This is a genomic window from Bernardetia aquimarina (assembly GCF_042180575.1).
GTDB lineage: Bacteria > Bacteroidota > Bacteroidia > Cytophagales > Bernardetiaceae > Bernardetia.
In genome coordinates, this window is record NZ_CP170094.1 from 3,498,843 (window position 1) to 3,512,836 (window position 13,994).

Genomic DNA, 13,994 nt, shown 5'->3' on the forward strand with positions numbered 1-13,994 from the left:
TTAAATGTAGATTTGATTACTTTTGTGATATGAATTCTATTTATTTTTTAGTTTATCTTTTTCCACTTCTTAGTTTTCTAGTTGCTTTATTGAGTGCTGTCTTTTTTCCAAAAATGAAAGAAGATACAGTTTCAAAAAAAAGTATAGAATATGCTGCTTTGGGTTTTTCTTTTTTTGCTCTGCTTGCCACGAGTACACAACTTTTCGAGGTTTTTAATACAGGGCAACCACTTTCAGATTCTTTTTTATGGACAAATACAGGAACAAGAGAAATAAATATTTCGATAAAAATAGATTCGCTAACTGCATTTTTTCAGTTTTCGATTAGTTTGATTGTTTTTGCAGTTCATATTTATTCCCTTGCTTATATAAAGAAGAAAAAGACGTTTTATTATGGAATTTTGGGGCTTTTTGTTTTTGCGATGCAGTTTCTTTTGGCTCAAGATAACCTAATTTTATTTTTTGTTTTTTGGGAACTTATGGGGTTGGCTTCTTTTCTTTTGATTGATTTTGATAAAACAGAAAAGTCTTCTCGTGCTTCTACAAAGGCTTTTTTACTCAATCGTATTGGCGATGTAGGTTTGCTTGTTGCAATAGCTTTGCTTTTCAATTATTCGCTTTCAATTTCTGAACTCAAAACGACTTTTGTTTCTATTCCTTATTTTACAAAAGTAATTATTTCAATAGGAATTTTGCTTGCTGCTTTGGTAAAATCTGGGCAGTTTCCTTTTTCTACGTGGCTTTTTGATGCAATGGAAGCACCAACTTCTATTTCTGCACTTCTGCACGCTGCAACAATGGTAGCAGCAGGAATTTATCTTCTGATTCGAATGGAATTTGTCTTTGAAGAAGTCAAAATTATTGCAGAAATTTTAGTTTGGTTAGCTCTTTTTTCGGCTGTCTTTTCGGCTCTTACGGCTTATTTTACCACAAATCTAAAACAACAACTTGCAGCTTCGACTGTTTCTCAACTCGGTTTTATGGCGATTGCTGTTGGTGTTGGAGCTTGGCAGGCTGCCGTTTTGCATCTTTTTACACACGCATTTTTTAAGGCAACACTATTTTTGGGAGCAGGTTTTTTGATAGAAAAAAATGGAACAAAGCAAATGTCAGAAATGGGAAAAGATAATTATAAAAAACTCCCTTTTTTCTTCCTAATTTATGCTTTTGCGTTGGCTGCTTTGGTGGGTATTCCTTTCACATCTGGTTTTTTATCTAAAGAATGGATTTTGAAAGAAACAGTAGAAAACCATTTTTTTATAGGAATTGGTTTGTTTGTAGCTACTTTTCTGACTGCTTTTTATGGAGGAAGACAGTTGCAACCCTTATTTTTTAATAAAGAAGAAAGTAATAAATCAAATGGAAATAATTTTTCTAAAAAATGGCTTTGGTATTTGCCTTTAGTTTTGCTTTTTGGTGGCAGTTTTTGGTTTGTTTTTTCGTTTCATCCTCTCAAACCTGATGAAAGTTATTGGCTCAAAAATCTTCCAAAATTATTTTCAAATGCACCTAATCAGTTCAAAATTTGGCTTCCTATTTTGGCTACTTTTCTGACTTTTTTAGGACTTACTTTAGGATTTTCTAAGAAACTAAATCAAAAATTAATTAAAATAGAATTTCTACCAAAAATCAAGAATTATTTTCTTTGGCAAGATAACTTTTTTATTCTTTGTTTTTGGAAACCTGTTACTCAAATAGCGACTCTGACAACACAAACAAAACCACCTCTAACGACTCAAAAAATTGTAAGGTTTTATGTAAATATAGCTTTAATTTTATCTTTATTTGACAGAAAACTAGATTCTGCGATTGATAATTTTTCAAAGGTAATTGTTATTCTAGGACATTTTTTTGCTTGGATAGACAAATATGTAGTTGATTTTAGTACTCATTTTGCAGTCTTTATTATCAATCTAGCAGCAAAACAGTTGAAGAGTTTACAAAATGGAAAAGTACAGTTTTACCTTTTGATTGTTGTTTCTGTTTTAATTCTAGCTCTTATTTTTTTGTAAAAAAGTAGCTGACAGCTTCCAAGCTGTCAACTATAAAAAGACAAAACTATGAATTTAATTACTTTTTTGGAGACTTAGGAAAAGTTTCCTATTCCCAAAAATCGTTCTAATACCTCTTTTACTTGTTGTTTAGAAATATTATTTTTTTTGCAAAAAGTCTTGAGTTTGCTTCATTTCTAGGATTTTGGCAATTCCTCTAAGTAGGTGTCCTCGTGTTACTTTGCCTCCTCCTAGTTGTGCTAATCATATTATTTGGTCTTCTATTTCATAAAAATATCCTCCTATAAAAAAAGCTAGAGTAATCAAGTTTTTTATACTCTCCCAGTCTTTAATGAGAAATTCTTCCCACCCTAAAACCTGTTTGAGAAAATGAAAAACAGAACTCTATTTTCCAGCGATGTAAATATAGTTCAAAGATAAGAAATGCCATTAAAGAAGTTTCTATTTTTAGGTTAGAAACTAATAACATAGGTTATTTAAATACTCTTTTTCCACTAGAATGGTGTAAACTTACTCGTACTAAATTATAGTCTTTCCGTTTTCCCCATTCATAATGCGCCTTTACAATGATCTAGAACATGAATAATCATCATATCAGTAAAGAAGTCGTAGCAATTAGAGATAGAATTTTATTTTGCTCATCCCTATCATAGCAGGGAAAGAGAAGCCAATGAAAACTTAAATCCGACATTCCCCACACTTGCGTAAAACCAAGAAAAAATATTATTATCCCAAGATAAATTACATGCTTTATTTTATATTTTGCTATTATTTAACTTTGAAAATGAAATTTAGGAAGAAAAATTACATAAAATCGTAAAAAACAAAGAGGGTGGGGAATGTCGGTTAAATGGTTTGATTAGGCAATTTATTCCTAAAAAAGCTAATTTTGATGAATATACAAATCAAGAAATTTATCAAATTTAAGAACAAATAAACAATAGACCTAGAAAAAGATTTGATTTTAAATCATCTAATCAAAATTTAAAATAACTTAAAAAAAATGCGTTTATCAGTTGAATCCAAGTTTCTAGTGCAAGATTCTATCTTGTACTTGCTTTTTTGTCAGCATATGCTGACGAAATGATAGACACAAGATGAACCTTGCGCTAGATGGGAAAAATGTCTAGTAGTATGATTTAATTTATCTAAAAACCTGTAACGCTATTTCAGGACGAGACACACGTTGTTTTTCTACAACTCCCTCTCTTTTCATTATTTCAAGACACCTACTAAAGTTTTATAAAGATTCCTTACTGGCTAAAAACAAACAAGGATAATTGATTTCAAATAAGTTATATTTGTAAACAAATGGATATACTTTAAACAGAATAATTTATGACTTGGTATTTGTTTCTCTTTAGTTTTATTATTTGTCAATTCAATTTTTCTAATCCACCCGAAAAAAAACTATCTTTTGATATAATTTGGAGAGAAAAACCAGTAGGTACATTGTATGCCACCCAAAAAAATATAGATTCCAAAACGTTTTATCAAAGCTCAACCAATATTCAACTAAAATTTATCAAGACTTTTGATATAAATTATGAATATGATGTAGTATTTGATAATCAGATTCTACAAACAGCAGATGTAGATATAAACTACAATGGAAATAATCATGCACAAGCCAATACCAAAAGAAAAAACAATGAATATCAAGTAACTAAAGATGGCGAACTTGAAAATACATTTAAAGAAACTGTTCAGTATTCTACCATCTGTATGTATTTTGAAGAGCCTGTAAATATAAAGCGTTGTTATTCCGAACAAGAAGGCGATTTTAATACGATTACTCACTTGGGAAATCACAAGTACAAAAAAGTGAATTCAAGAGGAAAAGAGAGTTTCTTTTTTTATAAAAATGGTAGCTTAGAAAAAGCTGTTATTGATGGAGGAATTGTTAGTTTTGAAATGATTCTTAAAGAAAATTAATTTTAGTTCTTTTTTTACAACATTCAATCAAAAAATAATGGCAAGTAAAAACTCTGCGTCTTTAAAAGTAAGAATTATTCATCGTTATTTAGGCTTTTTTTTAGTCGGAATTATGAGTGTGTATGCGCTTAGTGGAATCGTTTTGATTTTTAGAGATTCTGATGTCTTTAAGCAAGAAATACAGATTACAGAACAGATAAAAACAAATGCTTCTGCTGATGAATTAGGAGAATTATTAGAACTAAGAAGACTAAAAGTTAGCAAAGAAGAAAATGGTAAGATTTATTTTCAAAATGGGTTTTATGACAAAGAAAGTGGAATCGCTGAGTATAAAATCAAAGAACTTCCTTTTATTTTGGATAAAATGACACACTTACACAAATCAGAATCTGGCGAACCATTATTTTTTCTGAATGTCTTTTTTGGTGTGGCATTGTTATTCTTTTCTCTCTCTTCTTTTTTCATGTTTCTACCAAAAACAAGTGTTTTCAAAAAAGGGGTATATTTTACCTTAGCAGGAATTGTACTTACTCTTTTATTACTCTTTGTGTAAAAAGCCAAGATTGTCAGCAAGTCTATTTTTTTAATTTTGGATGGGAAATGACAGCTATAGGAACAATACTCACTTTCCAAATTTACCCACAACATTGCCAAAAAAATAGTTTTTTTTGCTTGATTTCGAAAATACAACTTATCATTTATCATTTATCATTAATAACTTTAATGCTTCATCTTCTTTCTCTCTCATATTTTTTTTATCTTCTGCTGAATGGTCGTCATTTCCTGTAAGGTGTAAAAGTCCGTGAACCATAACCCGATGAATTTCTTGATTGAAAGTAGTTTTGAGTTCTTTTGAATTTTCCTTTACTCTTTCGACACTAATGAAAATATCAGCTTCCAAGACTTGTTCTTGTTCTGAATTATCAAATGTAATAATATCAGTATAAGTATCATGATTCAAATATTCCATATTAATTTTATGTAAATATTCATCATCACAAAAAATATAGTTGATTGCCGAAACAACATAACCTTCTTTATTAGCAATTTTTTGAAGCCAGTCGCTTGTTGTTTCTTCGTTGTCTAATTCAAAATCAATTTCTTCACTAAAAAAATTGATAGGTAATTCTTTTTCTTCCATGTCTTGTGATGTCATTAACAACAGTAAAGTTGATTTTTAAAGTATTTATAAATGTAGTTACAAAGTTTAGATTATACAACTTGTATCTTATGACACTTAGAAAGTGTCAGCTACTTTTTCGAACATAATATCCGAACGCAAAACATATTTTGTTCCTTTTGGAACAGGTTTTCCTTCGTGTTTGATTTCGTGAACAAAACAAAGTGCTGTTCCTGTTTTGGGCTGAATTTCTATAATTTGAAGTTCATTTTTTTCATTTTTATAATCAAAAACAGTTTGTCCTCCCTCAAAATCATCACTCAAATAAATCATAAACGTAATCCTACTTTCTTGTACTTTTCCTTCTTTTTCTAGTTTTACTCTTCCATCAATATGCTTTTTGAAACGCTGATTAGATTCATATTTATAGAAACGAAATCTAGGATTTAATCCAATAACTTCACTTTTTGTAATATCTTCTTTGACTATTTCATTGATAAATTGTGGACAATATTCTTCTAATTTTTGCCAATACGTTTTTGCTAATTTTTCGTCTTCATAAATCAAACGCTCATTATTTCTGATATTTTTCATCATTTTTGCGCCACTTCTCAGACTTACAGTAGCTTCGTCGTAAGATTTATTCTCACTAAAAATAATAAGATTTTGACATTCTTCTCCTGACAGAAAATTGTCTATTGTCCAAATATGGGGAGTATATTGTATTTTTTTCATGCTGATTTTGGTCTATTCTGTTTCTATTTTTTGGACTTCTCCTTTCTGAAATTCATTTCCACATTCTTTGCATTTATACACTTTTTTTTGATAGAAAGGATAAGAAAATGTAAGAAAAGCCATAAGAGTAGCTAAGAAAGATTTCCAGCCTTTTATGGAATTAAAGTTTTTGTAATGTTCGGTAGATTCACAAACAGGGCATTTTATAAAAATATCCTTTGCTTTTTTTTCATCTTCTATTTTTTGTAAAACACTCTTTACCTTTTCTGTATCGCTTGCATTTACTTTAACTTTTATTCCTCCTGTAGCTACACCATATAACATATTCATAGAATTGATATTCTCATCAAATAAATAACAATCAATTCCTTGACTTTCTAATTTTGACTTGAATAAATGCGCTTCTGTGCTAGTTGAAAAAACTTTAACGGTAAGTAAAGACATGAAATAAAAAGATAAATTTACGAATAAAAACCTTATTCAAATTCATTTCCACATTCTTTGCATTTATAATTTTGTGTTTGGCGACCAATCCCTAAAAAAGCCCAAATAATAGCCCACCAACCTTTTATAGAGGTGAAATTTTTATAGTGTTCCGTAGATTCACAAACAGGACATTTGATAAATATATCTTTTCCTTTTTGTTCGGCTTCTAGCACTTTCAAGATTTCTTTTACTCGCTCTGTATCTGTTGAATTGACTTTTGCTTTGATGCCACCAATGGCTACATCATACGTAATGTCCATTCCTGCAATATTTTCATCAAACAAATAACAATCTACTCCTTCATTTTCCAATCTAAGTTTGAAAAGATTAGCTTCAGTAAGGTTGGGAAAAACTCGGACGGTAAGTAATGGCATTGGTATAAAATTAATTTTTGTTAAAATAAAAAGTAAATAAAAAAAGTATAACGCATTTGTTATCAGTTGTTTATAAATAAATTTTGTTTTTTTATAAAAAAAGTGTCATTTTTTTTATTTTTTGTCATTAAGTAGTAGGCAGTAATCACAAATCACTAACTAGCTTACTGTCCTTAACAATATTACACAAATTAATTACAAATTGTACAAATACAATGAAACTATCAAATTTTATAGCAAATCTACTTTTGCTAACCGTCTTTTTGTCTGCAAATGCTTTTGGACAAGATCCTTCTCAAGTAAACTGGCCATTATGGGAAAATGAACGTCTTAATTTCTCTAGTGGAAATCCTGTTGAAAGCAGTACAGGAAATCAGTATAATCAACTCTCTAATACTGCTGCCTATTCAGATGAAAGTGGACAATTACAAATTTATGCAGGCAAAGAAATATATTATAACCATTATAATTATGGAAATGCTCCAAGAGTTTATTCAAACACAGGTAATTTTTCTGTATTTGCTGGGGGACAAAAGGTAAGTATAAAAGGTGGAGATAGAGCTTCACAGGTACTTATACTCCCTCATCCAACAGTTCAAAATGAATACTTTGTTTTCTCTGTTGGAACTTATTATAAAGATATTTGCTCGAATTATCCTTTACCTCCTACATTTCCTTCTGTACATAATAGTCCTTCAGGAAGTTACTACAGTAGAATAAAATCTAATGGAACAGTGGTAGCACTTGATGTACCTCTTTTGGCTAATAATCCATCAAGAAATTATACTGTTGCAGAAGAACATCAAGGTTATAGAGCTATGGGAGCAATACAAGCAATTCCTTATTGTCAAAATGGAGGTGGATATTGGATTTTTGTAATGGGTACAGATAGTAAATTAGCTATCTTTAATCTAAGAGCAAATGGTAGTATTACATTGGGGCAAGAAGTAGACTTAAACACTACTCTAGGAGGTGATGTAGATTACATTAGTTCAGTTCCACTAAATCCTTCTTTTCCTCCGAGTTGTCAAGGTGTGTCATTATATGCAATTACTGTTTCTCCACAAGGAGATAAAGTAGCGATATCTAGTTTTGGACCTTATAATTCAAATAAAGTAAACATATTTAATTTTCAAAGTGGTAGCCTTACCTTTAACAGAAGTTTTACTCCTTACTATATTAACTCTTCTACTCACTATCATCCTATGTTAGGTACTAGTAATGATGAACGGGCTTTTACGTCATCAGGAAGGTATTTTTATTATAGTTTATCATCTGATATTAATGATGGAACAACTAAAAAAGGAGGTATTTGGAGAATCAATTTAGATATTCCTAATAATGTGACTCCTGAACTAGTCTATGATCCAGAAGAAAAAATATTTGATGGAGGAATAACAACAACATTTATGCAAGATCTTATTCTTGGTGTGGATGGCAATATATATGGATTATATCAAAATGATAGTTTGCGTTCTTGTAATAGTTCTCCTTATATAAAACCTACAGTCAATGTATTTCGCATTAACAACCCTGAAAGCAACTCTGTTTCGTCTATTTTGGTGGAAAAAACAAACTCTTTAGCTTGCAAATATCTTTTTGAAAGTATTGTAGTCATTCCCACCCTCCTAAACGCCCCAGCACCAAACCGTCCTATCAACTCTAACTTTGATATTTTGTGTCCGAATGGAGATTGTGAAACTACCTGTGGAAGTGATGTAACTTATCGTTTATCTGCCTTTTCAGGGGCTTATGATTATGTATGGAAAGTAGATGGAGTAGTTGTAGCAAATAATGTAAGTCATTATACGCATTCTTGGAGTGGAATAGGCACGCATCAAGTGGAAGTTACTGTTACTAGTTCTTGTAGTAATGATGTGGTTGTGAAACAGATAGATGTGGAAGTACAAAGTGTTTCTAGTTTTGATGTTTATCCTAGAGAAATATGTCCTAATGCAAAGGATAATTTGATTCCTTTATCTGGTGGTTATCCTTTGGGTGGTACATATAGTGGAGTAGGGGTTACTAATAATATTCTTGAACTTAATACTCTTCCTGCTGGAGATTATATTATTACTTATACTCCTCCTGCTGGAATAGCTTGTACAAGTGTACTTACAGATACAATTACTTTGAGCGAAATAGCTACTTTTGAAATAACAAATGATAGAGTTGAAGTAGGTAGTACAACTCCTGTTGATTTATCTGTTTATGCTTTTCCTTCCTTACCTAGAAACTCTAGAGAATTTATTTCTTATGATATAGATTTTTCACAATCAGGCGTTGGTGGATTAGGTCCTGCTTTCGATATTAATACAGGTGTTTTATATCCTGCAATTCTACCTTTAGGAAATTATATTATAACCTATAAATTACAATATGACATTGACGACCATTTTGATGTACCCACTGGCTTGCATGGACTCTCAGAAAACTTTTGTTTTGATATGATTTCTGATACCATCAAAATAGTACCTGTTGGAATGGGTAAGGTAAAAGCAACAACTAATAAACAGAAAATTGTTGAACTAACAGCCTCTCCAAACCCCTTCAATAGTTCTACTACAATTCGTTTTAGTTCTGAGGTTTCAAGTGAGAAATATACGATGTTGGTTCGTAATTCTTTAGGTCAAGAAATCAAACGTATAGAAGGAGTTGCTAAGAAAGGAAATAACGAAGTAGAAATTAATATGCTTGGTTATTCTTCTGGACTCTATTATGTAGAATATATTTCTTCGGATAGAAGAGAAAATATCAAAATAGTATTGGCTAGGTAAAACAGTCATAAATAATAGCATATCAAAAAAGCCTTATATCTAAGTTTTTAGATATAAGGCTTTTTCTATTTGTACAGACTAGGAAGTCTGTGATACAGTTACTCAATTACCCATTTTTTCTGAATGGTATAATTTTCAAAAGAAAGCATAATAATATAAATTCCTTTTGGCAAATTCTGTGCATCGATAGACAAACTAGCATTTTGATTGTCTGCTTGATTTACTTTTTGGAAGTTTACTTTTTGTCCTAACGTATTATAAATCACAAAAGAAGTTGCTTTTCCTAAATCGGATTGCCATTTCAAAACAGATGTTCCTGTATTGCTTGGGTTTGGATAAAGACTTACTTTTTTAGCTCTTATTTCGTCTTCAATTCCAGTTACAAAATCTTCAATAGTTACTACTTTTTCTATACTTACTTGTGCTTCACAATCTTGTGCCTTTGCTGTAAGAGTAACTGTATAAGTTCCTCCTCCTGAATAGACAAAAACAGGATTTTGCTCTGGACTTGTAGAGTTCAGACTATCGCCAAAACTCCATGTATATTCCAGTTCATACTCGCTTTCAGTTTTGTTTTCAAAGGTAGCTTGTGCACCTTCCACTACAAAATCAAAATCAACTAATGTAGAAGGTTCGAAGAAAGTAATTTTTATGCTGTCTTCCAAAACACCACAATCTGTAATTACTTCTACTTTGTATGTTCCGTTTTCTGTTACTGTTCTTTGTGCTTCATTGCTTCCATCTTCCCATATGTAAACTGCTGTCGAATTATCAACTGTTGCATCTATTGTGTAAGACGTTTCGGAACAAAGTTTTGCATCTTCGCCTAGTTCTAAAACAGGAATTTCTTTTACAAAAATAGTGATTGTATCTGTTTGTGGTTCACATTGTCCACTAAAACCACCATATCCAGTTACTAAATAAGTAGTTGTTTCTCTTGGAGAAACTAAAGGGTTTGACACAAATGGCTCACTTACAATTCCTTCTCCTTCCCATTCATAATAAGCTGCTCCTGTTGCACGTAATTGAATTGTATTACCAAGACAAACTGTATTTTGTTCTTCTTCTGTGCTTGCTTCTACATTCAGAACTGGTGTCGTTATTACGGTTACAGTATCTCTAAATGTACAAAAGTTAGGGTCAGTTACTTCTACCCAGTAAGTTCCAGATTCAGTTATTTCTAAATAAGGTTCTGTGCTTCTATTTGACCATCTAAAACTAGGATTTGTAGCATTTGCAGGAAAAGCATCAATAAAAAACACATCATCTGCACAAATGTAAATTTCTTCTTCAGCAGGAAAAAATGGTAATTCTAATACATCTTGAATAGTTATCAAAACAGAATCTTTTATACTTCCACAATTCGAACCTGTTGTTACTTCTAACGTATAAAGTGTCGTTTCGGTAGGAGAAGCAACTGGATTTAGAATAGTAGCATCTGAAAGCCCTGTGCTTGGAGTCCAACGGTATGAAGTTGCCCCTGTTGCAGTAGCTCTTAATTGTGTACTTTCTCCTTCACAAATACCTTGATTTTGTCCTGCTTCTACGGTTGCAGTCGTATTATAAGAAACACGAATATCATCAGAAACCGAACACCCATTTTTCATTACTTCCACAGAATATGTTCCTGCATTTTGTACTGTGATTGTCTGAGTAGTTTGTCCTGTACTCCATTCGTAAGTTGCATTAGCAAAAGCACCTGCATCTAGTGTAACACTTTCGCCTTGACAAACCACTTTATCTGCACCCAAATCTACTACATAATCAATTCCGTTTCCTATATTGATAAAATCTGTTTTTGTTTCTGTACTAGAACCTACTCCACTTGTAGCAACCAAAGTAACAGCAAAATTTCCAGACGTAGTATAATTAACAGTTGGATTTTTTTCTGTCGAAGTGCTTGGAGTTCCTCCTGTAAAAGTCCATTGATAAGAAACTGCATTTCTACTTGTGTTATTAAAACGAACTCTCAAAGGAGCATCACAAGACCCTGTAACATCAGCCTCAAAACGAGCCAAAGGAGGGTTTACAGAATTATTACAATCAGCAGCAGTTACTTTTTGCATAGATGGCAGACCACAATCATTATCAGCATTTACAGTATAATTCATCATCAAATTTCCTGCTTCTAAGTTTGTTGGTGAAAGCGTATTTTTTTGTACTCCTGTTTCTAAGAAATGGAACATCAAATCGTTTGGATTATTTACATAGCCCAGTTGGTGTCCCACTCCTAAAGATTTCAAAATTTCACTTTCAAAATCTACCTGACCAGCAGAAGGTGTTCCCGAATAACTCCAGTTTATATTTGAATTGACAAAAATCTGAAATTCTTGTACGAATGGAACAAGTTCTGTTCCTGTATTACAAATTTCTACTCTTGAATAAGCATAACTACGAGCATTAGGGTCGCCAAATTCATTTCCATCAAAAGTAGAAATCGTAGTTTTTCCACCAAATCCAAAAGGAATAGGAGCTTGATTTGCCGAAATTTTGACATTAAAACCTGTCGCACAACGCCATTTGTTGAGTGCTGATTTGAGTGCATTCATTTGTTGTGTATTTGCAAAAAAGGAAGGATCAACAAAAAGTGTATAACCACCTTCTCCATTATAATTTGATAAATAATTTTTTGTCGCTTCTTGTTCGAAAGGAGTTTCACCATCAAAACTATACCAATATAAAGGTGTGGCTTCTACCGAATATGGAATAGTTAATATTTCAGAACTTGTAAAACGCTCTCCTGTTGAATTTGTAACGGTTACTCTTCCAGTTCCTGCTACACTTGGCACTCTTACTTTTATGCGTGTATCTGTCCATTCTACAATTTCTGTTAGACCAAAAAGACCTGCAAAACCAAACTGAAGAACAGGATATTCATTCTGTCCACCATTAGGAGAATACGAAAAATAAATATTTGATTCATTATTTATCTCAGTTCCAAATCCAGAACCATTTATAGTCAAAATACTTTGAGTTCCTGCTGTGATGGTTGTAGGAGCAATACTTGTAATATTGTCATTTCGTTGATTAGAAGGAGAAGGTAAAAATAAAGACTCATTTTTTATTATTCTTGGTGCAGAAAGTTGAGTATAGATTTCATTTCGAATGTTACTAAAATGATTATTTTTCGAACTCGCTTTTTCATTCAAAACATCATAAAATACAAACCCATCATTAGCAAGTTGATAAGTCGTACTTGTTTGATTAAATAAAAAAAGACCTGAATTTCCATAATTAATAGGAAAATGATGTGAGGTTACATTAATAATGTTTTTTCCTATTTTTCCTCCTTTTGTTGTAAAAGTAATCGTATTTTGAGATAGATTTGAAGAACTTTTGAAGACTTTATAGACTTCCAATGTGTGGCGAGTCAGAATCATAGTTTGGTCTTGATTCCAAAAACTTTCTTGTTTGACAATTTTTCCTTCTATAATATGATTGGACGAAGAAATAGAATTGGTAAATAAATTAGAATTAGATTGTGCCATACCTTCTGAACCAAACAGAGATGATAGACAACAAAACAGCAAGAGAAATACAATTTTTTTCATGATATTTTTTTAATTTTAAAATTAATGATAGGGAGAAATTGCTTTTTGGAAGGGAGTAGATATTTTTTATCAAAAGAAATAACTTTGGTATTCTTTATTAAAAAAAGTCTTATTTTATACTCTGACGTAAATGTAGATAAAAATGCTGCACCAAAAGCAAATTTAACGACTAGATTTCAAAATTTAGAAATTTATTTTATGAATTATTTCCTTACTATTGTACTTTCATATTCTAAAATTACGCAATTAGTTGCTGGTTTTTAATTCATATTTTTACATCCTACCTCTTATTTTATTTTAATGGACGATTTAATAAAAAAACTAACTGATTTTCAAAACCAACTTGCACCTAGTATTTGGATTCCTATCGATGCAGAACCTATTTATCCAGAAGCTATTTTGGGGGCAATAGACGTGCAATATGAAGGCGAAAATGGATTTGCAGCCCTTGTTATTTTTGATAGAAAGGGAGAAATCATTCATACATTTACAAAAAAATATGAAGCTACAATTCCCTATATTCCTAGTTTTTTTGCCTTTAGAGAAGGAGATATTATCATAAAGTTAATCAATGATGCTGAAAAAGAATTTGACCTAAATTTAGATATTTTACTTATTGACGGACATGGAATAGCACACCCAAGAAAATTTGGTCTGGCTTCCTATATTGGTCTAGCTTTAGAAAAAATGTCTATTGGGGTAGCTAAAGATACCTTAGTAAAATACAATGGAGATTTAGCTAAAGAAAAATACAGTAGTTTGGATATTTACTTAGAAGACAATACTAAAAATCAACAGGAACTTATCGGTTATGCTTATCGCAGCCGAGAAAATGTAAAACCAATTTTTGTAAGTGCAGGACACAAAATTTCTAGCAAACAAGCCTTAGAAATAGTAAAAGAACACACAGGAGAATACAGACAATTAGATGTGTTGAGAGAAGCAGACCATTTGGCGAGAGAAGCAGCTAAAGGCTGAAAAATTATTAATTGTGAATAAAAAAA

Annotated in this window: 11 protein-coding genes; 6 read left to right on the plus strand and 5 right to left on the minus strand. The window is 31.5% G+C overall.

What is annotated here, in order from left to right:
- The first annotated feature begins 29 nt into the window (after positions 1–29).
- The 3 genes from ACE193_RS14945 (at position 30) to ACE193_RS14955 (ending at position 4,500) form a co-directional block, all read left to right on the plus strand.
- A complete protein-coding gene (locus ACE193_RS14945) occupies positions 30–2,012 on the plus strand; it encodes an NADH-quinone oxidoreductase subunit L (protein WP_375559026.1) in 1,983 nt (660 codons plus the stop codon).
- Positions 2,013–3,350: 1,338 nt separating this feature from the next.
- Positions 3,351–3,947: a DUF6134 family protein gene (locus ACE193_RS14950; protein ID WP_375559027.1), complete on the plus strand. Its 597-nt coding sequence runs from the start codon at positions 3,351–3,353 to the stop codon at positions 3,945–3,947.
- A 37-nt stretch (positions 3,948–3,984) separates the two neighbouring features.
- A complete protein-coding gene (locus ACE193_RS14955; RefSeq protein WP_375559028.1) occupies positions 3,985–4,500 on the plus strand; it encodes a hypothetical protein in 516 nt (171 codons plus the stop codon).
- Between the two features lie 141 nt (positions 4,501–4,641).
- Here the strand turns inward: ACE193_RS14955 and ybeY are convergent, their stop codons facing one another.
- The 4 genes from ybeY to ACE193_RS14975 form a co-directional block, all read right to left on the minus strand.
- The gene (gene ybeY / locus ACE193_RS14960) at positions 4,642–5,103 is read right to left on the minus strand and encodes an rRNA maturation RNase YbeY (RefSeq protein WP_375559029.1); all 462 of its coding nucleotides are present in this window, start codon (positions 5,101–5,103) and stop codon (positions 4,642–4,644) included.
- Between the two features lie 81 nt (positions 5,104–5,184).
- Positions 5,185–5,802 carry a 2OG-Fe(II) oxygenase gene (locus tag ACE193_RS14965; protein WP_375559030.1) on the minus strand — a complete coding sequence of 206 codons (618 nt, stop codon included), beginning with the start codon at positions 5,800–5,802 and terminating at the stop codon, positions 5,185–5,187.
- Between the two features lie 12 nt (positions 5,803–5,814).
- Positions 5,815–6,246, minus strand: a complete 432-nt coding sequence (locus ACE193_RS14970) for a hypothetical protein (RefSeq protein ID WP_375559031.1) — start codon at positions 6,244–6,246, stop codon at positions 5,815–5,817.
- 32 nt (positions 6,247–6,278) lie between these two features.
- Positions 6,279–6,662 carry a hypothetical protein gene (locus ACE193_RS14975; RefSeq protein WP_375559032.1) on the minus strand — a complete coding sequence of 128 codons (384 nt, stop codon included), beginning with the start codon at positions 6,660–6,662 and terminating at the stop codon, positions 6,279–6,281.
- Between the two features lie 215 nt (positions 6,663–6,877).
- Between ACE193_RS14975 and ACE193_RS14980 the strand changes: the two genes are divergently transcribed.
- Positions 6,878–9,439, plus strand: a complete 2,562-nt coding sequence (locus ACE193_RS14980; protein ID WP_375559033.1) for a T9SS type A sorting domain-containing protein — start codon at positions 6,878–6,880, stop codon at positions 9,437–9,439.
- 98 nt (positions 9,440–9,537) lie between these two features.
- Here the strand turns inward: ACE193_RS14980 and ACE193_RS14985 are convergent, their stop codons facing one another.
- Positions 9,538–12,990, minus strand: a complete 3,453-nt coding sequence (locus tag ACE193_RS14985) for a PKD domain-containing protein (protein WP_375559034.1) — start codon at positions 12,988–12,990, stop codon at positions 9,538–9,540.
- A 24-nt stretch (positions 12,991–13,014) separates the two neighbouring features.
- Between ACE193_RS14985 and ACE193_RS14990 the strand changes: the two genes are divergently transcribed.
- Both ACE193_RS14990 and ACE193_RS14995 read left to right on the plus strand, forming a co-directional pair.
- Positions 13,015–13,254: a hypothetical protein gene (locus ACE193_RS14990; protein ID WP_375559035.1), complete on the plus strand. Its 240-nt coding sequence runs from the start codon at positions 13,015–13,017 to the stop codon at positions 13,252–13,254.
- 36 nt (positions 13,255–13,290) lie between these two features.
- Positions 13,291–13,968, plus strand: a complete 678-nt coding sequence (locus ACE193_RS14995) for an endonuclease V (RefSeq protein ID WP_375559036.1) — start codon at positions 13,291–13,293, stop codon at positions 13,966–13,968.
- Positions 13,969–13,994: the final 26 nt, after the last annotated feature.